Annotated in this window: 15 protein-coding genes and 1 rRNA gene; 7 read left to right on the top strand and 9 right to left on the bottom strand. The window is 73.2% G+C overall.

The window, feature by feature from the left end:
- Window positions 1–2: 2 nt before the first annotated feature.
- A 5S ribosomal RNA gene (rrf, locus tag ACFOX0_RS29230) occupies window positions 3–119 on the top strand.
- A gap of 102 nt (window positions 120–221) precedes the next feature.
- Here the strand turns inward: rrf and ACFOX0_RS29225 are convergent.
- Entirely contained in the window at window positions 222–959 is a 738-nt protein-coding gene (locus ACFOX0_RS29225) for a hypothetical protein (protein WP_377552089.1), read from the bottom strand.
- A 69-nt stretch (window positions 960–1,028) separates the two neighbouring features.
- Here ACFOX0_RS29225 and ACFOX0_RS29220 point away from each other — a divergent pair, with 69 nt between their 5' ends.
- From ACFOX0_RS29220 to ACFOX0_RS29210, 3 genes are read left to right on the top strand one after another with little or no spacing between them, the layout of a single operon-like run.
- Window positions 1,029–3,644, top strand: a complete 2,616-nt coding sequence (locus ACFOX0_RS29220; protein WP_377552088.1) for a valine--tRNA ligase — start codon at window positions 1,029–1,031, stop codon at window positions 3,642–3,644.
- A gap of 59 nt (window positions 3,645–3,703) precedes the next feature.
- Window positions 3,704–4,975, top strand: a complete 1,272-nt coding sequence (locus tag ACFOX0_RS29215; RefSeq protein WP_377552100.1) for a bifunctional folylpolyglutamate synthase/dihydrofolate synthase — start codon at window positions 3,704–3,706, stop codon at window positions 4,973–4,975.
- Window positions 4,972–5,436, top strand: a complete 465-nt coding sequence (locus ACFOX0_RS29210; RefSeq protein WP_377552087.1) for a DUF4233 domain-containing protein — start codon at window positions 4,972–4,974, stop codon at window positions 5,434–5,436. Before ACFOX0_RS29215 ends, ACFOX0_RS29210 begins: the two co-directional genes overlap by 4 nt.
- 6 nt (window positions 5,437–5,442) lie before the next feature.
- Here ACFOX0_RS29210 and ACFOX0_RS34385 read toward each other — a convergent pair whose 3' ends face one another.
- On the bottom strand, window positions 5,443–7,152 hold the full coding sequence (locus tag ACFOX0_RS34385; protein ID WP_449288874.1) for a VOC family protein: 1,710 nt from the start codon (window positions 7,150–7,152) through the stop codon (window positions 5,443–5,445).
- Window positions 7,153–7,391: 239 nt separating this feature from the next.
- Here ACFOX0_RS34385 and ndk point away from each other — a divergent pair, with 239 nt between their 5' ends.
- Window positions 7,392–7,817, top strand: coding sequence for a nucleoside-diphosphate kinase (gene ndk, locus ACFOX0_RS29195; protein WP_377552086.1), 426 nt, complete (start codon window positions 7,392–7,394; stop codon window positions 7,815–7,817).
- A gap of 172 nt (window positions 7,818–7,989) precedes the next feature.
- Here the strand turns inward: ndk and sigJ are convergent, their stop codons facing one another.
- From sigJ to ACFOX0_RS29165, 6 genes are all read right to left on the bottom strand, one after another.
- Window positions 7,990–8,871 (bottom strand): RNA polymerase sigma factor SigJ, encoded by an 882-nt coding sequence (gene sigJ / locus ACFOX0_RS29190; protein ID WP_377552085.1) that lies wholly within the window; start codon window positions 8,869–8,871, stop codon window positions 7,990–7,992.
- The gene (locus ACFOX0_RS29185) at window positions 8,868–9,311 is read right to left on the bottom strand and encodes a carboxymuconolactone decarboxylase family protein (protein ID WP_377552083.1); all 444 of its coding nucleotides are present in this window, start codon (window positions 9,309–9,311) and stop codon (window positions 8,868–8,870) included. The genes sigJ and ACFOX0_RS29185 overlap by 4 nt, the downstream gene beginning before the upstream one ends.
- 194 nt (window positions 9,312–9,505) lie before the next feature.
- The gene (locus tag ACFOX0_RS29180; protein ID WP_377552081.1) at window positions 9,506–10,294 is read right to left on the bottom strand and encodes an ABC transporter permease; all 789 of its coding nucleotides are present in this window, start codon (window positions 10,292–10,294) and stop codon (window positions 9,506–9,508) included.
- 9 nt (window positions 10,295–10,303) lie between these two features.
- Window positions 10,304–11,074 (bottom strand): ABC transporter permease, encoded by a 771-nt coding sequence (locus ACFOX0_RS29175; protein ID WP_377552080.1) that lies wholly within the window; start codon window positions 11,072–11,074, stop codon window positions 10,304–10,306.
- Window positions 11,071–12,102, bottom strand: coding sequence for an ABC transporter ATP-binding protein (locus tag ACFOX0_RS29170; protein WP_377552079.1), 1,032 nt, complete (start codon window positions 12,100–12,102; stop codon window positions 11,071–11,073). Before ACFOX0_RS29170 ends, ACFOX0_RS29175 begins: the two co-directional genes overlap by 4 nt.
- Before the next feature lie 85 nt (window positions 12,103–12,187).
- Complete coding sequence (locus ACFOX0_RS29165; protein ID WP_377552077.1) at window positions 12,188–13,225, bottom strand: ArsR/SmtB family transcription factor; 1,038 nt, start codon at window positions 13,223–13,225, stop codon at window positions 12,188–12,190.
- 314 nt (window positions 13,226–13,539) lie between these two features.
- Here ACFOX0_RS29165 and ileS point away from each other — a divergent pair, with 314 nt between their 5' ends.
- Window positions 13,540–16,716, top strand: a complete 3,177-nt coding sequence (gene ileS, locus ACFOX0_RS29160; protein ID WP_377552075.1) for an isoleucine--tRNA ligase — start codon at window positions 13,540–13,542, stop codon at window positions 16,714–16,716.
- A gap of 258 nt (window positions 16,717–16,974) precedes the next feature.
- On the top strand, window positions 16,975–17,676 hold the full coding sequence (locus ACFOX0_RS29155; protein ID WP_377552073.1) for a lysophospholipid acyltransferase family protein: 702 nt from the start codon (window positions 16,975–16,977) through the stop codon (window positions 17,674–17,676).
- 198 nt (window positions 17,677–17,874) lie between these two features.
- On the opposite strand, the gene ACFOX0_RS29150 is transcribed toward ACFOX0_RS29155, so the two are convergent.
- On the bottom strand, window positions 17,875–19,212 hold the full coding sequence (locus ACFOX0_RS29150) for a hypothetical protein (protein WP_377552071.1): 1,338 nt from the start codon (window positions 19,210–19,212) through the stop codon (window positions 17,875–17,877).
- Window positions 19,213–19,350 lie beyond the last annotated feature (138 nt).

Genomic DNA, 19,350 nt, shown 5'->3' with positions numbered 1-19,350 from the left:
GTTACGGCGGTCATAGCGGAGGGGAAACGCCCGGCAACATTCCGAACCCGGAAGCTAAGCCCTCCAGCGCCGATGGTACTGCACCCGGGAGGGTGTGGGAGAGTAGGACACCGCCGGACAACCATTCACGTGTAGGCCGCCCTCAGGGCGGCCTACACGTGTTTCTGCCTCGAAAACGTGATGACCGGCTTTGAAAACGTGATGACCGGCCTCGCGCCGGCTCACTGCCGGTGTTGCACCGCGGCCCGGATCCGCCGCAGCAGGGCCGCCGAGTCGTCCACCGTACGGCCGGGGAACATCGCCAGCGCCACGCTGCCGTGGTCCGCCCACCCGCACACCGTGATGTCACCATCGGCGCTGGTGGAGGTGCCGCACTTCATCACCCCGTCGAGCTCACCGGCGTCCACCCCACGCAGGCCGGCGATCGGACCCTCGTTGTCCGAGACCAGGTCCAGGGCGGCGTCCAGCCCGCGGTCCGGCCGCCAGAGCAGTGTCGTCCCACCGGCCAGCAGCACGCTGCGTCGCGGGTCCGTCGGGTCGCCGTACACCGCGCCGACGCTGCGGTCCAGCTGGACGTTGGCGCCGAGCCCGTCCCGCAGATACTCGGCCGTGCCGCGGGCGTTCTCGCTGTCGTCCCGGGTGAGCCCGGCGACCTGGCTGGGGGTCTCCAGCACGGCGTCCTTCTGCTGGGCGATCCGCCAACCGGCCGAGCCGAGTCCGGCCGCGCCGGCGAGGCCCACCACGAGCAGCGAACCCAACACGATCAGCCGGCGACGGGACGGCCCGGCCGCGGGCCGGTCGGTCGACGGGGCGTCGAACCGGCCGGGGGTGATGTCCACCGGCGGTCGCTCCTGGTCGCCGTGCGGCCGGTCGGGTGCGGAGGTCGCGGCCTCCCCGGCCGGGCCCGGGCCGGCCGGCGGCAGACCGGCGGCCGAGCGGGAGATGTGCGCCTCGGACATAGCCGTCACCGTACGGCAAACGGCGGTGGCGCACGTCGGCTCCGCCGACCCGCTCCGTAGACTTCACGGGTGACCCAGACACCGGACACCCCCGACGCCACCCGACCGACCCTGTCCGCCCAGTACCAGCCGGGCGAGGTAGAGCAACGGCGGTATGAGCAGTGGGTATCCGCCGGTCACTTCCGGGCCCGCGCGGACAGCGACAAGCCCCCCTTCACGATCGTCATCCCGCCGCCCAACGTGACCGGCTCGCTGCACATGGGCCACGCCTTCGAGCACACCCTGATGGACGCCCTCACCCGTCGCAAGCGGATGCAGGGCTACGAGGCGCTCTGGCTGCCCGGCATGGACCACGCCGGCATCGCTACGCAGAACCTGGTCGAACGGCAGTTGGCCGCCGAGGGACTGTCCCGGCACGACCTCGGCCGGGAGGAGTTCGTCGAGCGGGTGTGGCGGTGGAAGGCCGAGTCCGGCGGCGCGATCCTGGGCCAGATGCGCCGGCTCGGTGACTCCGTCGACTGGGACCGCGAGCGGTTCACCATGGACGAGGGGCTGACCCGGGCCGTCCAGACGATCTTCAAGCGGTTGTTCGAGGACGGGCTGATCTACCGGGCCGAGCGCATCATCAACTGGTGTCCGCGCTGCCTCACCGCGCTGTCCGACATCGAGGTCGAGCACACCGAGGACGAGGGTGAGCTGATCTCGATCCGGTACAGCGACGACGTCGTGGTGGCCACCACCCGGGCCGAGACCATGCTCGGTGACACGGCGGTCGCCGTGCACCCGGACGACGAGCGCTACCGGCACCTGATCGGCACCGAGGTCGAGCTGCCGTTGACCGGCCGGCGGATCCCGATCGTCGGGGACGAGCACGTCGACCCGGCCTTCGGCACCGGCATGGTGAAGGTCACCCCCGCGCACGACCCGAACGACTTCGAGATCGGCCAGCGGCACGGCCTGCCGTCGCTGGCGATCATGGACGAGCGGGGCATCATCACCGCGCACGGCCCGTTCCTCGGCCTGGACCGGTACGAGGCCCGGCCGGCGATCGTCGACGCCCTGCGCGAGCAGGGCCGGATCGTCGCCGAGAAGCGGCCGTACCTGCACTCGGTGGGGCACTGCTCGCGTTGCAAGACCACGGTCGAGCCGCGGTTGTCGTTGCAGTGGTTCGTCAACACCGGCCCGCTGGCCCGGGCGGCCGGCGACGCGGTCCGCGACGGCCGGGTACGGATCGAGCCGGCCGAGCTGGCCAAGCGCTACTTCGCCTGGGTCGACAACATGCACGACTGGTGCATCTCCCGGCAGCTCTGGTGGGGCCACCGCATCCCGGTCTGGTACGGCCCGAACGGCGAGATCGTCTGCGTCGGACCGGACGAGCAGCCGCCGACCGGCGAGGGTTGGCGGCAGGACGAGGACGTGCTGGACACCTGGTTCTCCAGCGGTCTGTGGCCGTTCTCCACGCTGGGCTGGCCGGAGCAGACGCCGGACCTGGCCAAGTTCTACCCGACCAGCGTGCTGGTCACCGGCTACGACATCCTGTTCTTCTGGGTCGCCCGGATGATGATGTTCGGCCTGTACGCGATGGACGGGCGGCAGCCGTTCGACGTGGTCGCCCTGCACGGCATGGTCCGCGACGAGCACGGCAAGAAGATGTCCAAGTCGTTCGGCAACGTGGTCGACCCGCTGGACTGGATCGACCGGTTCGGCGCCGACGCGACCCGGTTCACCCTGGCCCGCGGCGCCAACCCCGGCCAGGACGTCCCGGTCAGCGACGACTGGTGTCAGGGCTCCCGCAACTTCTGCAACAAGCTGTGGAACGCCACCCGGTTCGCGCTGCTCAACGGCGCGCGGGTGGACGGCCTGCCGGCGCCCGAGCGGTTCTCCACCATCGACCGTTGGGTGCTGTCCCGGCTGCAGCACGTGACCGCCGAGGTCAACGAGCAGTTCGACCGGTACGAGTTCGCCAAGGTCTGCGACCTGCTGTACCACTTCGCCTGGGACGACGTCTTCGACTGGTACGTGGAGCTGTCCAAGCCCGTACTGGCGGCGGGCGGTGAGCGGGCCGAGACGACCCGGCGGGTGCTCGGCCACGTACTGGATCAGTTGTTGCGGTTGCTGCACCCGGTCGTGCCGTTCGTGACCGACGAGCTCTGGACGGCCCTGACCGGCGGGCAGAGCGTCATGGTCGCGGCCTGGCCGGCGGCGCGGCCGGAACTGGTGGACGACCCGGCCGAGGCGGAGGTGGCGGCCCTGCAGCGGGTGGTCACCGAGATCCGGCGGTTCCGCTCGGACCAGGGGCTGCGGCCCACCCAGCGGGTCGCGGCCCGGCTGGACGGGCTGGCCGGGGCCGGGATCGCGGCGCACGAGCCGCTGATCCGGTCGCTGGTCCGGCTCGACGAGGCGGGTCCGGACTTCCAGGCCAGCGCCACCCTCGCCGTCACCGGCGAGGTCACCGTCGGGCTGGACACCCGCGGCTCGATCGACGTCGCGGCCGAGCGGGCCCGGCTGGAGAAGGACCGGGCCGCCGCCGAGAAGGAGGCCGCCCAGGCCCGGGCCAAGCTCGGCAACCCGGCCTTCGTCGAGAAGGCGCCGGAGCCGGTCGTCCGGAAGATCAAGGACCGGTTGGCGGCGGCCGAGGCGGACCTGACCCGGATCGGTACCGCGTTGGAGGCGCTTCGCCCGTGACCAGTCCCAGCCCGTTCGCCGAGGTCGACGCGGCCCTCGCCGCCCGGGGCTTCACCCGGATGGTGTTCGACCTGACCCGCATCGAGGAGCTGTTGGACCTGCTGGGCAGCCCGCAGCGGGCCTACCCGGCGATCCACCTGACCGGCACCAACGGCAAGACCTCCACCGCCCGCATGATCGACTCGCTGCTGCGGGCGTTCGGGCTGCACACCGGCCGGTACACCAGCCCGCACCTGGAGACGGTGCGGGAACGGATCAGCCTGGACGGCGAGCCGGTCAGCGAGGAGCGGTTCGTCGCGACGTACCAGGAGATCGCCCCGCTGGCCGAGCTGGTCGACCAGCGGGCGGCCGAGCCGTTGACCTACTTCGACATGACCACCGCGCTGGCGTTCGCCGCGTTCGCCGACGCGCCGGTCGACGTCGCGGTGGTCGAGGTCGGCCTCGGCGGCGTCGACGACGCCACCAACGTGCTGTCCGCCGGCGTCTCGGTGATCACACCGATCGGGCTGGACCACACCGAGTGGCTGGGCGACCGGATCGAGGACATCGCGCTGGCCAAGTCGGGCATCATCCACAAGGGCACCACGGTCGTCTCGGCGGCGCAGGACGAGGAGGCCGCCCGGCCCATCCTGGAACGCTGTGCCGAGGTCGGTGCCACCATCGCCCGCGAGGGCAGCGAGTTCGGGGTGCTGCGCCGGGCGGTCGCCGTCGGCGGCCAGGTGCTCAGCCTGCAAGGGCTGGGCGGCGTGTACGACGAGGTCTTCATCCCGTTGCACGGCGCGCACCAGGCGCAGAACGCCGCGGTCGCGCTGGCCGCGGTCGAGGCGTTCCTCGGCGCGGGCGCCCGCCGGCAGCTCGACGTCGAGGCGGTCCGGGAGGGGTTCGCCGCGGCGAGTTCGCCGGGCCGGCTGGAACGGGTCCGGTCGGCGCCGACGATCCTGCTCGACGGCGCGCACAACCCGCACGGGATGACCGCCACGGTCGCCGCGCTGCAGGAGGAGTTCGCCTTCAGCCGGCTGGTCGCGGTGCTCGGCGTCCTGCTCGACAAGGACGCGGCCAGCCTGCTGGAGCTGCTGGAACCGGTCGTCGACATGATCGTGGTGAGCCGGAACAGCTCACCCCGGGCGATGCCGGCGGAGGAACTGGCCGGGATCGCCGAGGAGATATTCGGTCCGGACCGGGTCGAGGTCGCGGCCGAACTGCCCGACGCGATCGAGGCCGCGGTCCGGCTGGCCGAGACCGACGTCCAGGGCGAGCTGGCCGGGGTCGGCGTGCTGATCACCGGTTCGATGGTGACCGTCGCCGACGCGCGGAAACTGCTCAAGCGATGACCCCGGAAGGGCAGGGACCACCGCCGGAGTCCGCCGGACCGCCGGTGGCGCCGGGTTCGGCCGCCCGGCCGGACCCGGGACCGGGGCGGCAGCCGGGTCCGGACCGCGAGCCCGGCCCGGAACGCCGGTCCGGGCTGCGCGATCCGGTACGGGCGGCACGCGGCCTGGGCGCCGGCACGCTCGCCCTGGAGGCGCTGGTGCTGCTGCTGGCGATCCAGCCGATCCGGGTGCTCGGCGGCCGGCTGACCGGGGTCAGCATCGGCGCGATCGTGGCGCTGGCCGTACTGGCGGGGCTGCTGGCCGGGCTGATGCGCCGGCCGTGGGCCTGGTACGTCGGGACCGGTCTGCAGGTGCTCCTGGTCGCCGCCGGGTTCCTGCACTGGTCGCTGGGCGCGCTCGGGGTGATCTTCGGCCTGGTCTGGCTCTACGTTCTGCACGTCCGCCGGGTGATCCTCCGCTGACACCCGTCAGGTGGTGGTCCGCTCCCGCCACTGGGTGAGCGCGATGCCGTGCCCGTCCGGGTCCCGGAACGCCGCCGCCCACAGTTCCAGCCGCTCACCGCGGTTGACCACCCGGGGCGCGTAGGTGAACCGGACGCCCTTGTCCCGCAGCTCGGCGTGGGCGGCCTGCACGTCGGCCACCTCCAGGTTCAGGTGCACCAGCCGGCGGTTGATCGGCGCCACCTCCGGAACGGCCCGCAGCACCAGCCGGGTGGCGCCCGACGCGAGGACGGCGTTGCCCTCGCCGGCGTCGAGTTCCCGGAAGCCGAGCATGTCCCGGTAGAAGGCGATCGACGTGTCCAGGTTGGTGACCAGCAGGGTGATCCCCACCCCGCTGATCGGCCCGGCACCGGCGGCCGGGTCACCGGCTCCGGCGGTCGCGGCGGCCCCGGCCGAGGTGGCGGTGCCGGCGGGCGTGGCCCCGGCGGAGGTCGGTGCGGGCCGGACCGAGCCGGGCTCCTCGAAGTCCAGGTCGATGTCGATGTCGTCCAGCGGCGGGCTCGGCTTCGGCACGGTGGCGCGTGCCGCCGGTGCGGGCCGCACCGGGCCGGCGTCGGCCAGGTCGTCGACGCCCGCCGCCGGTGCGGGCCGCACCGGGCTCCCGTCGGCCAGGTCGTCGATGCCCGCCGACCGGGGGCCGGTCGGCTCGTCGACGCCCGCCGAGGCGGTGGCTCCGAGCGGGTCGGCGGCATCCTCCGGCCGGGTCGCGGCCCGGCCGTGAGCCGCCGTTCCGCCGCTGGTGCCCCCGTCGAGATCGGTCAGCTCGTCGAAGCCGGCTCCCCGATCGGGATCGACCGGCCGGTCATCCTCGGCCGGGTAGGTAGGGTCATCGAAATCACCGGTGGGGTCGGCCGTCGGCCGGGGCGGCAGGTGTTCCTCGACCGGCTCGGCCGCCCGTACCGGTTGGTCTGCCGCCACCGGCGCGGCGGCCGCCGCGGTCCGGTCCCGTCGCGGGTACGGGCGCGGGCTCGGCCGGCGGGGCAGCGGCGCGGCGGACGGCTCGACCACGGTGCCCTCGAGCACGATGGTGCCGCCCGGACCGTGGTGCATCACCACCGGGTCGTCCCGCAGCCGGCCCAGGTCCTCACTGAGGTCGGCGGTGGTCGGGTCGGCGGGCGCCGGCGGCGGGTAGTCGGGGTCCTGGCGGCGCGCCCACGGCGGCGCCTCCTGCTCGATCAAAAAGTCGTCGCCGAGCGCGTCGTAGTCGTCGAACTCGGGCGGCAGGTCGGCCATTGCCGCGCGCTCGGCGTGCGTGGGCACCTCGTCCCAGAGGATGCGCACGTGCCGCGGGTCGTCAATGGCGACCTTGATCGGCAGCTCCTGACCCGGGTCCGGCCACTTGGCCACCGGCACCCGCGGGTCGATCACCTTCACCGAGCGCGGCGGCAGTCCCGGCGCGTCCAGCACGATCTGCAGCTCGCAGCGGCCGAAGGCGTACGCGGCGGGGGGCTCGGAGACCAGGTGCACGTGCGCCTGGCCGGTGACCCAGGCCCGGGCGCCGGTGCGTACCGCGTTCACCGCCACCAGGGCGATCGCCAGGGCCAGCAGCGCGGCCCCGAGCGCGACGATGGTCCAGCTGGTCATGCCGGCGCCGAACAGGATCACGAAGGTCGCCACGGTGCCCACCACCGCGGCGATCAGCTTGCGCACCGGTGCGATTTCGCGTCCGTTCGCCAAAATGGACACCTCCATGGTTACCGCCAAGGCTAGGCCGGTCGCGCCAGGAATGGGAAGACCGCGCGCCGCGTGCCGCGGGGCGAGTCGGCCGGGCCGGTCGTGGATCCGCGGCGTCGCGGCCGGCCCGGTCGCGGCGCGGGCCGGCGGTACCGGTGCCGTGGCCGCCGTACGGGTGTCCGGGCGCGCTCGCTACGCTGGCCGTGCCCGACCGCAGACCGTACCGACCAGGAGGAACCAGCGTGTCCACCAGCAGCTCGGACGAGCGCTCGCTCGTACTGATCAAGCCCGACGCCGTCCGCCGGGGGCTGGTCGGCGAGATCATCGGCCGGTTCGAGCGCAAGGGTCTCACCGTCGACGCGATGGTGCTGCGGTCGATGGACGCGGAGCTGGCCGACGCGCACTACGCCGAACACGTCGACAAGGCGTTCTACCCGCCGTTGAAGGAGTTCATGACCGGCGGTCCGCTGGTCGCCCTGGTGCTCTCCGGCGATCAGGTGATCGAGGTCGTCCGTGGCCTGGTCGGCGCCACCGACGGGCGGAAGGCGGCAGCCGGCACGATCCGCGGTGACCTGTCCCTGTCCAACCGGGAGAACCTGGTGCACGCCTCGGACTCGCCGGACAGCGCGAAGCGCGAGATCGGACTCTGGTTCCCCGAGCTGGGCTGACCGGGAGCACCGGGCGCGGACGGGCCGGTCGCGTACCGCGGGCCGGCCCGGCGCCGTCCGGCGGACCAGCCGGCTCAGGTCGGCCGGCTCAGGTCGGCCGGGTCAGGTCGGCCGGGTCAGGTCGGCCGGGTCAGGTCGGCCGGGTCAGGTCGGCCGGGTCAGGTCGGCCGGGTCAGGTCAGCCAGGCCAGTTTCTCCGGGTTGCCGACCAGGTAGAGGCCAGTGATCCGGCCACCGGCCGCGCCGACCGTGAACAGGTACGGGGCGCGGCCCGGTTGCCGGGTGACGACGGCGGGTTGGCCGTTGACCTCGGTGCGGTCGAACCGCAGTCCGGTCCGGTGCGGTCCGAGCACACCGGCGGCGAACCGGGCGATCTTGTCTGCGCCGTACACCGGGTTGAGCGCGGCGCGGACCCTGCCGCCGCCGTCGCTCCAGGCCGTGGCGTTCGTCGCGACCAGCGCGGTCAGCCCGGCCAGGTCGCCGTCGCGGGCGGCGGCCAGGAACGCGGTCAGCAGCCGCTCCTGCTCGGCCGGGTCCGCGGTGAACCGGGTCCGGTCCTGGCCGACGTGGGCGACCGCGCGGTGGTGCAGCTGCCGGCAGTCGGCCGGTGACCGGTCGAGGATCCCGGCGATCTCGGTGTACGGCAGGTCGAAGGCGGTCCGCAGCAGGTAGACGGCCCGTTCGATGGGGTTCAACCGTTCCAGCACGTGCAGCATCGCGACGCTCAGCGTCTCGCGTTGCTCGACCCGGTCCAGCGGGCCGAACGGTTCCCCGCCGGTCGGGACCGGTTCGGGCAGCCACGGCCCGACGTACGCCTCCCGGCTGGCCCGCCGGGCCCGCAGCTTGTCGATGGCCAGCCGGCTGACCACCCGGGACAGGTAGCGGCGCGGCTCGGCCACGGACTCCCGGTCGACGGTCAGCCAGCGCAGGTAGGCGTCCTGGAGGATGTCCTCGGCGTCCGGCAGGCTGCCGACCATCCGGTAGGCCAGGCCGAGCAGCATCGGCCGGTGCGCCTGCAGCGCACCGGCCGAACCGGTGGTCGAGGTGCCGCTCACACCTGCGCCGGTGGCTGCTTCCGGGTGGCTACGGCGATCCGGTTCCACACGTTGATTGTGGCAATGGCGATCAGTAGGTCGGCCAGCTCCCGCTCGGTGTAGTGCTTGGCGGCGGTGTCCCACACCTCGTCGGAGACGCCGTGCTCGCCGAGCCTGGTGACCTCGTCGGTGAGCGCCAGTGCCGCCCGCTCCGGTTCGGTGAAGAACGGCGCCTCCCGCCAGGCCGAGACGGCGAACAGCCGCCGGCTGGACTCGCCCTCGGCCACCGCGTCCCGGGTGTGCATGTCGACGCAGTACGCGCAGCCGTTCAGCACCGAGGCCCGGAGCTTGATCAGGTGGTACAGCGTCGAATCGACGTTGCCCCGGGCGTACGTCTCCAGCCCGAACACCGCCCGATACCCCTCCGGAGCCACCGCCGCCGCATCCATCCGTTGTTCCATCCCGTTACCTCCCTATCCCCCTCGACACCCCTACGACGCACACACCCAAACCCAATGTGACAACTCCCCGGTGTGACCACGGTCATCCCGCCCCCACCCCTGTCGATCATGAAGTTGTTGTCACGACACGCCGGCCCGGCCGACAACAACTTCATGATCGACGAGGCTTGGGCGGGCGGGGCGGGGGCGGGGGGTCAGAGGGCGTCTAGGGAGGCGTGGCGGCGGCTTTCCGACTCGAAGAGCTTGAGCAGCACGGCGGCCAGCACCGCGTAGGCGAGGGCGATCGCGGCCTCGGCGGCGAGGGCCGGGGCGGCGGCGGACAGGGCGTCGCCGGCCACCAGCCGGCGGGCGGCCCGGGCCGCGTGGGTGATCGGCAGGAACTCCCCGACGGTACGCAGTCCGACCGGCAGCCGGTCGGCGGGCACGTTCACCCCGGTGAGCAGGAGCAGCAGGGCGACCGAGACGTTCGAGACCAGCCACACGTCGCGGAACCGCAGGCCCAGCGCGCCCAGGGTCAGCCCGAAGAAGGCGCAGGCCAGCGAGCCGGCAACCAGGGCCAGGGTGAGCCCCGGCAGGGCCGCCACCGGGATCCGCAGGCCGAGCAGCAGCGAGCCGCCGGCCAGCGTGGTGGCGGCGATCAGCAGGCCGTTCCCGGCGTACGGCAGGGCGCGGCCGAGGAACACCGCGGTGCGGCTGCGCGGGGACAGCAGCACGTGTCCCAGGGTGCCGAACCGGCGTTCGTTGGCGACCGCCATCGTGCCGCCGAAGACGCAGGCCAGCGAGGCGGCCAGGACGGCGTTGCCGACGACGTAGAACCGGTCGTCGGCGACGGCGAGCTGCCGGCCGAGGTAGGCGAAGAAGAGCAGTTGGAAGATCGGACCCACCAGCAGGGTGCCGACGAACATCGCCGGGGTGGTCCAGTTGAACAGGGCCCGGTAGGCGATCACGCCACCGACGCCGACGAGCCGGAACAGTGCGGTCATCTCGGCTCCTCAGGCCAGGGCGAGGGTGGCGGCGGTCCGGGCCCGCCGTTCGACGTGGGTCATCATCAGCGCGCCGAGGGCCAGGTAGCCGAGGCTGATCGCCAGGCAGATGCCGAGGGACGGCCAGACCGGGCCGCCGGTGGCCGCCTCCCGGACCGCCCGGGCGCCCCAGGTGGTGGGCAGGACCGCGGCCAGCGGACCGGTCCACGGCGGCAGCGCGGTGATCGGCACCAACATGCCGGAGACCAGCCAGATCGGGTATTCCAGCGTGTTGGTCAACGCGTTGGCGTTGCGCAGCAGCACGAACGTCGAGGCCAGCAGCAGGCCGAACATGCCCAACGCCAGCACGCAGGCCGGCGCGGCGACCGCGAACGCCAGCGGGTCGGCGAAGTCCAGCGGGATGCCGTACAGCAGCCGGCCCCAGGCCAGCGTGGCGATCATGGCGTACGTGCCGGTGAGCGCGTTGGCCAGGGTGATGGGCAGGATCACCAGCGCCGGTGGCCGGGGCGCCAACATGATCATCTCAAGGGTGCCCTGCCAGCGTTGGTTCTGGATCGCGCCGCCGGAGCCGAACAGCACCGACGACCAGACCCCCATCAGACCGGCGCCGACGGCCGCCTGCAGCAGCGCGTGCGGCTGGTTGCCGGCCCGGAACAGGTAGATCGCCAGCGTCGCCTGCACGACCGGCACCAGCAGCGCGATGGTGATCTCCAGCGAGGAGCGGCTCAGGTGCTTGGCGTGCAGCAGCGAACCCAGCGTGATCAGTCGCAGTGTCCTCACGCCGGCACCGCCGCGTCGGCCGCCCGGTCGGCCCCGTGCCCGACCGGCCGGGCCGACGCGCGGTTGACGATGGCCACGTAGGCGTCCTCCAGGGTGGGCTGCCGGGCGGTGACCCGGCCCAGCCGCACCCCGGACAGGGCGGCCAGCACCCCGGCCTGCACGTCGACCCCGACGTCGGACTGCACGGTGATTAACTGCGCGGCGTCCCGTACCACCAGGCTGGTCTCCCGGATGCCGGGCAGCCGGTGCACGGCGGCGAGCTGGTCGTCGGTGACGCCGTACGCCTCCACCTCCAGCACCTGCCGGCCGTCGGCGTGGTGCCGGAGTTCGGCGGGCGTACCGAGGGCCTGGATCCGGCCGGCGGCGATCACCGCGATCCGGTCGCACAACTCGTCGGCCTCGGCCATGTAGTGCGTGGTGAGCAGCACGGTGGTGCCGGCGGCGGCCAGGTTCGACACGGTCTGCCGCAGCTCGCGGGCGGCCACCGGGTCCACCCCGATGGACGGCTCGTCGAGGAACAGCACCTCGGGGGAGTGCAACAGGCCACGGGCGATGTGCAGCCGTTGCCGCATGCCCCGGGAGTAGCCCTCCACCCGCTCGTTCTCCCGACCGGTCAGCGACACCAGGTCCAGCAGTTCGGCGATCCGCCGCTTCTGGTTCCGCGCCGGTACGCCGTACAGTTCGGCGAAGTAGCGCAGGTTGTCCCTTGCCGACAGGCGGTCGTACAGGCCCCGGTCGCCGCCGAAGACGTAACCGATCCGGCGCCGTACCTCCCGGGTCTGCCCGACCACGTCGAAGCCGCACACCCGGGCCGTACCGGCGGTCGGGATCAGCAGCGTGTTGAGCATCTTGATGGTGGTGGTCTTGCCGGCGCCGTTCGGTCCGAGCAGGCCGAACAGCTCACCGCGGCCGACGGTGAAGTCGACCCCGCGCACCGCCGCCACCTCCCGGCGCTGTGGTCGTAGCCATCCCGTTCGGCTGCGGTACGTCCGCCGCAACCCGATCGCCTCGATCGCGTCCTCACCCATGGGTCGGAGGCTAGGTCGACCCGGCCCGCCGGGAAAACGAATTCGGTACCGACCGAATGCTCGACGGGCACCGCCGCGGTCGGTGTCAGGCGGACGCCTGCCGGTCGCCGGTGGCCGGGCCGATCAGGCTGACCAGGGCGACGCCGGCGGGCTCCAGGGCGTACAGCACGCGCCGGCCGGCCCGGCGGCGGTTGACCACCCCGGCGGCGACCAGCGCGGTGAGGTGTTCGGAGATCGTGCTGGGGGCCAGGCCCAGGGTGGCGGCGAGGCCGGCGGTGGTGGCCGGCCGGGTCAGCGCCCGCAGCACGGTGGCCCGGCCCCGGCCGACCAGGATCGTCAACGGGTCGGGGCCGAGGGCCGCCGGTTCCGGACCGTGCCCACCGGACGCCGGCTGACCGGCCAGCAGTGCCGCGCCGCGGGCCTGGTACGAGACCGCGACCACCTCCGGATGGTCGGTGGAGCAGGTCAGCGCGCCCCGGGAGAAGATCAGCGGGATCAGCAGCAGCCGCTGGTTCACCGCGGCGAAGCGCTGCTCCAGCGGTTTGACCAGGGTGAGCACCGGGCGCTCCCAGCGCACCCGGTCGTGCAGGTCGGCCAGCAGCGCGTCCGGCCCGTCCGCCGCCAGCGCGCGGGCCCGGTGCAGCACCTCCTCGTCCAGCGCGGCCCGCATGGCCGGCCACCACGGTGCGATCGCCGCCGCCCAGTACGCCTCGACGCCGTCGGCCAGCCGACCGAAGGCATCCGCCGGGTCGTCCCGGAACGGCCGGATCCAGTCCGGCGGGCCGTCCGGGTAGTAGCGGGGCAGGAACTCCGCCACGGTCTCGGCGGAGGTGGCCCGCAGCACCGCCAGTTCCTCGGCCAGCGTCGGAGTGGGGACGGGTGGGATCGGGCTGAGGAAGTCCGGCGACCGGGAACCGGCCGCGAACCAGAGCCGGACCGGGGCGGTCTCCGGCACCTCGGCGAGCACCTGCCGGGCGTGCCGCGCCCACCCGTCGTACGGCCATCCGACCGTGTCGCCGGGGTTGCGGTGCAGCAGGTAGAGGCTGGTCACGACCTCCCAGAGCGGGCTGGTCGCGATCCGGGTCCGGCTCAGCGTCGGCTCGTCCAGCTCGATCCGGATCACGCCGTCAGCCTAGACGCCGGATTCGAGGCCCCGGTAACTCGGCGGCGGGTGTGCGGGCGGGGCGGGTATCCTGGGCGGCACAGGCGACGATCCGGCCATCACCGGTGAGCCTCCGGAAGAACGGCCGGGTCGCACCGGCTCAGTAGAACCGGACGGGTCCGGCCCGTCACAGCCGGCCAACGAGCGGGCGGTCGCACCATTCGGACCGCCAAGCGGGGTGGTACCGCGGGTCCGCGGGCGCGCCGGCACGGCGTACCCGAAGGCTCGTCCTCGCAGACCACGAAAGCGTGACCTGCCGAGGAGAGCGACCCGCGATGGCCTATCCGTTGCACGACCACAACGCCGCCGGCGTGGCGGCGAGTCCCGACCTGCCCGCGGTCGAGGGGCGGGTGCTGGAGCACTGGACCGCCGACAAGACCTTCGAGGCCAGCGTCGAGAACAGGCCCGCCGGCGACCGGGGTGGGAACGAGTACGTCTTCTACGACGGTCCGCCGTTCGCCAACGGCCTGCCGCACTACGGCCACCTGCTGACCGGGTACGCCAAGGACGTGGTGCCGCGCTACCAGACGATGCGCGGCCGGCGGGTCGAGCGCCGGTTCGGCTGGGACTGTCACGGGCTGCCGGCCGAGGTGGAGGCCGAGAAGCAGCTCGGCATCACCAGCAAGGCGGAGATCGTCGAACTCGGCGTGCAGCGGTTCAACGACGCCTGCCGTACCTCGGTGCTGGCCTACACCCAGGACTGGGAGCGGTACGTCAACCGGCAGGCCCGCTGGGTCGACTTCGGCAACACCTACAAGACGCTCGACCCGGACTACATGGAAAGCGTCATGTGGGCCTTCAAGACCCTGCACGACAAGGGCCTGGTCTACGAGGGCTTCCGGGTGCTGGCGTACTGCTGGCGGTGCGAGACCCCGCTGTCCAACACCGAGACCCGGATGGACGACGTCTACCGGGACCGGCACGACCCGACGCTGACCGTCTGGTTCCAGCTCACCGCCGACGCCTCGGCGCCGGAGCCGCTGCGCGGCCCGGTCCGGCTCGGCGTCTGGACCACCACGCCGTGGACCCTTCCGTCGAACCTGGCGCTCGCCGTCGGCCCGGACATCGAGTACGCCGTCCTGGAGCGCGCCGGGGAACGCTACGTCGTGGGCGCGGCCCGGGTCGAGGCGTACGCGAAGGAACTGGACGGGTTCGAGCGGGTCGGCACGGTGTCCGGCCGGGACCTGGTGGGCCGCCGCTACACCCCGCTGTACGACTTCCTGGTCTCCCGGGCCGGGGACAACGCCTACCAGGTGCTCGGCGCCGAGTTCGTGACCACCGAGGACGGCACCGGGATCGTGCACCTGGCCCCGGCGTTCGGTGAGGACGACCAGAACACCTGCAACGCGGCCGGCATCCCGACCGTGGTCACCGTCGACGACCACACCCGGTTCACCGCGCTGGTCCCGCCGTACGAGGGCGAGCAGGTGTTCGACGTCAACAAGCCGGTGATCCGGGAGCTGAAGGACCGGGGGGTGGTGCTGCGGCAGGACACCTACACGCACTCGTACCCGCACTGCTGGCGGTGCGACACGCCGCTGGTCTACAAGGCGGTCTCCTCCTGGTTCGTCGCGGTGACGAAGTTCCGGGACCGGATGGTGGAACTCAACCAGCAGATCGCCTGGATACCGGGGCACGTCAAGGACGGTTCGTTCGGCAAGTGGCTGGCCGGCGCCCGGGACTGGTCGATCAGCCGGAACCGGTTCTGGGGCTCGCCCATCCCGGTGTGGAAGTCGGACGACCCGAACCATCCCCGGGTGGACGTGTACGGCTCGTTCGAGGAGTTGGAGCGGGACTTCGGAGTGAAGGTCACCGACCTGCACCGGCCCGGCATCGACGAGCTGACCCGGCCCAACCCGGACGACCCGACCGGGCGCTCCACCATGCGCCGGGTGCCGGAGGTGCTGGACTGCTGGTTCGAGTCCGGCTCGATGCCGTTCGCCCAGGTGCACTACCCGTTCGAGAACGCGTCCTGGTTCGAGGACCACTACCCGGGCGACTTCATCGTGGAATACCTGCCCCAGGTGCGGGGCTGGTTCTACACCATGCACGTGCTGGCCACCGCGCTGTTCGACCGGCCGGCGTTCCGCACCGCCGTGGTGCACGGCATCGTGCTGGGCGACGACGGCCGGAAGATGTCCAAGAGCCTGCGCAACTACCCGGACGTCTACGAGATGTTCGACCGGTACGGCTCGGACGCGATGCGCTGGACGTTGATGGCGTCGCCGGTGCTGCGCGGCGGGGACGTGGTCGTCAGCGAGTCGGCGATCCGTGACTCGGTGCGCCAGGTGCTGCTGCCGCTGTGGAACGTCTGGTACTTCTTCTCGCTCTACGCCAACGCCGAGGGCTACAAAGCCAAACGGACGACGGACGCCGAGTCGATCGGCGGCGGCGCAGCCGCCGCGCCGGCCCTGTTGGACCGGTACGTGCTGGCCAAGACCCGGGAACTGGTCGACACCACGCAGGCGCAGCTCGACGCGTACGACATCTCCGGCGCGTGCGGCACCGTGCGGTCGTACCTGGACGCGCTGACCAACTGGTACGTCCGCCGGTCCCGGGACCGGTTCTGGTCGGGCGACCGGGACGCCTTCGACACCCTCTACACCGTGCTGGAGACGGTGTGCCGGGTGGTGGCGCCGCTGGCGCCGCTGACCGTCGAGGAGATCTGGCGTGGCCTGACCGGTGAGCGGTCGGTGCACCTGACCGACTGGCCGGAGGCGGCCGAGTTCCCGGCCGACCACGACCTCGTCGCGGCGATGGACGCGACCAGGGAGGTCTGCTCGGTGGCGCTGTCCCTGCGCAAGGCCAAGGGCCTGCGGGTCCGGCTGCCGCTGGCCCGGCTGGTGGTCGCCTCGCCGGCGGCCGGGCAGCTCCGGCCGTTCGCCGACCTGGTCGCCGACGAGGTCAACGTGAAGCGGGTGGAGTTCACCGACCAGCTGGCGGACTACTGCCAGCAGGTGCTGACGGTGGTGCCGCGGGCGCTCGGGCCCCGGGTGGGCAAGCAGGTGCAGCAGGTGATCAAGGCGGTCAAGGCCGGCGACTGGGAACTGGTCGACGGCGCGCCGGTGGCCGCCGGCGTCACCCTGGCCGAGGGCGAGTACGAGCTGAAGCTGGTCGCCGCCGACGCCGAGCACTCCGCCCCGCTGCCCGGCGGCGAGGGGGTGGTGGTGCTGGACACCACGGTCACCCCGGAACTGGCGGCCGAAGGGCTGGCCCGGGACGTCGTACGGGTGGTGCAGCAGGCCCGCCGGGCGGCCGACCTGGACGTGTCCGACCGGATCGAGGTGCGGCTGGCGGCGCCGGCGGAGGTGGCCGGCGCGGTGGAGACGCACCGCGACTTCGTCGCCCGCGAGGTGCTCGCCGACTCGGTCGTGCTGACCGAGCTGGCCGAGGGCTTCACCGGTGAGGTCGGCGAGGGCGAGTCGGTCACGGTGGCCGTCTCCCGGGTCTGACCCTCCGTCCCGTCTCCGGCGGGTCCGACCCGGGAAGGGGCGGACCCGCCGGGCGGCGGGACGGCCGCCGGCGGGTCGGGTCCGCCGGACTGTGGTGTGACGACACCTACTTTCCGTCCGAACCCGCCGGGACGGTGCCGCATTTGCCCGAGCCTGGGGGTGAAAGTGAGCACGACAACGGGAAGATCAGTAAGGCGACGCGGCGCGGGTCGGTTACCGTGACACCGCCTGAACGACCGCGCTACCGCCGGAGGACCCGTGCCGCTGCTCTACACCATCGGCAAACTGACCGTCGGCAACGGGATGAAGCTCCTCTGGCGCCCGACGATCGAAGGGCTGGAGAACATACCGGCCACCGGCGGCGCGATCTTCGCCAGCAACCACCTGTCGGTCGCGGACGAGTTGTTCCTCGGCGCGGCCGTACCGCGGCACCTGGCCTTCTGGGCCAAGTCCGACTACTTCAACGGCACCGGGCCGCGGGGTTGGGTCTCCAAGTTCGTGCTCACCGGGCTGGGCGCGATCCCGGTGGAGCGGGCCGGCGGCCGGGCGGCGCTGTCCGCGTTCGACGCCGCGATCCCGGTGCTGAAGGCCGGCGACCTGGTGGCCGTCTACCCGGAGGGCACCCGCTCGCCGGACGGCCGGCTCTACCGGGGGCGCACCGGCGCGGCCCGGCTGGCGCTGGGCGCCGGCGTGCCGATCATCCCGGTCGGGGTGGTCGGCACCGAGAAGATCCAGCCGATCGGGTCCCGGCTGCCGAGGCTGGGCGTGCGCGGCGCGATCATCCGGTTCGGCAAGCCGATGGACTTCACCGACCGGCCGAACGACCGGACGTCGCTGCGCCAGATCACCGACGAGGTGATGGCCGAGATCCAGCGCCTGACCGGCCAGGAGTACGTCCCCCGCTACGCACCCAAGCGCGAGCCGGCGCCGTCCACCGGGGAGGGCACCGGTCGGGAGTGATCGGACCGGTCACGGCGGGGAGCCGCCGCGCTTCTTCTCCTGCGCCCTGACCTCGGCGACGTCGGTCAGCCGGTCGAGTTGGTTGATCGACCGGGCTGGTCCGCGAACAGCCACCGCCGGGACATGATCCGATTGTTGCCCCGGTCACCCGACCCGGTCCGGCGAGTGGGCCGACCTGGATGTGGCGTCGGTCACAGATCAGCCCCGGGAGACGATGTGTTCCCGCAGGTCGGCGACCAGTTGCGCGCTGTCGGCCACCGACCGCCGGTCGAACAGGGCGGTGGCCAGACTGCCGTGGTCGGCCCAGCCGCAGACCACCACCGCGGTGCCGTCGGCCCGGCCGGTGCCGCAGCTCAGGAACTCGCCCCGGACGCCGGTGTCGATCGTCTGCTGGTCGGTCAGGTGGTAGACCCCGGTGAGGCGGGTCATCTCCGCCGCCAGGTCCTTGTCCGGGGTGAACCGGAAGCCGGTCACGCCGAACACGGTGACCCGCTTGTTGTTCGGGTCCGAGTAGACGCCCGCGAAGGTGCTCTCGGCGAACACGTACTCGGTGCGCAGGTCCAGCTTCAACGCCTCCGCGGCCTGCCGGCTGCGCGAGTCGTCCCGCAGGCTCAGGTCGGCGACCTCGGTCGGCAGGCTCGCGCTGGCCGGGTACTGCTCCCACATCGGCTTGCCGAACCAGGCCGGGCAGCCGCAGCAGCAGGCGAGGGTGAGCAGGAGGAACAGCGTCCTGAAGCCGGGTCGGCGGCGCCGGCGGCGGGCCGGCGCCGGGCCGTACCCGGGTGCCGGCCGCGGGTCCGGCGGGGCCGGGCGCGTCCGGTCGGCGCCGGCGGAGCGACGGCGGTCGCGGGACCGGTTCGGCAGCTCGCGAACCGGCCCGGCGGGACCGCGCGACGCGGGTGGGGCCGACGGCCGCGCCGGACCCGGCCCGACCGGCGGCGCGGGCTGCCCGCTGGCGACCGCCGGCCCGTACGGGGGTCGCGGCGGCTGGTACGCCCGCTGCTGCGGGACCGGGTACGGCCGGGTCGCCGGCAGCGGCGGGGGCGGCGGGGCCGGGTACGGGCGGGTCGCCGGCAGTGGTGGCTGGGCGGCCGGCGGCTGCCAGTGCTGCTGCTCCGGGTGCGCCGGGTGTTCCGCCCAGGCCTCCGGGTCGGTGTCGTCCTCCCACGGCTGGGCGGTGTCGGCCCACGGATCGACCGGCACCGGCGGCTCCCAGGCCGCCCGCTCCTGGTCCGACATCTCCAGCGTCGGGTCCCGGCGCTCCGGCGCGTCCGTCCGCGCGGTCTCGGCGACGTCCTCGGGCGCGGCGGTCCCGGGCGATGCCGGGCCGTCGCCGGACGCCACGGTGTCCGGCTCGGTCGATGCCGGGTCGTCGCCGGACGCCACGGTGTCCGGCTCGGGCGCAGCCGGGGGTGCCGGCTCGGACGGTGACGTCGGCTCGTCGGGGGCGGTGCGCTGGCGCGGGACGGGTCCGGGCGTACCGTCCGGGGTCGCCGGCGGTTCCGCGGGCCCGGTGCCCGGCTGCGGCTGCGACATCGCGGCTCTCCTCTCGCGCCGGTACGAGGTTAGTACCGGACCGCCACCGACCGCCCCGGGCGACCGGGCCGGCCCGGCCGACGGCGGTTCCCGGACCGGTCGCGGCGCGGGCGGGTGACCGGGTCGGCGCCCGGTCGG

The sequence above is a fragment of the Micromonospora zhanjiangensis genome (assembly GCF_042650605.1).
GTDB lineage: Bacteria > Actinomycetota > Actinomycetes > Mycobacteriales > Micromonosporaceae > Micromonospora_J > Micromonospora_J zhanjiangensis.
Note: the sequence above shows the minus strand (reverse complement) of the source record. Positions and strands in the feature narration are given on the sequence as shown.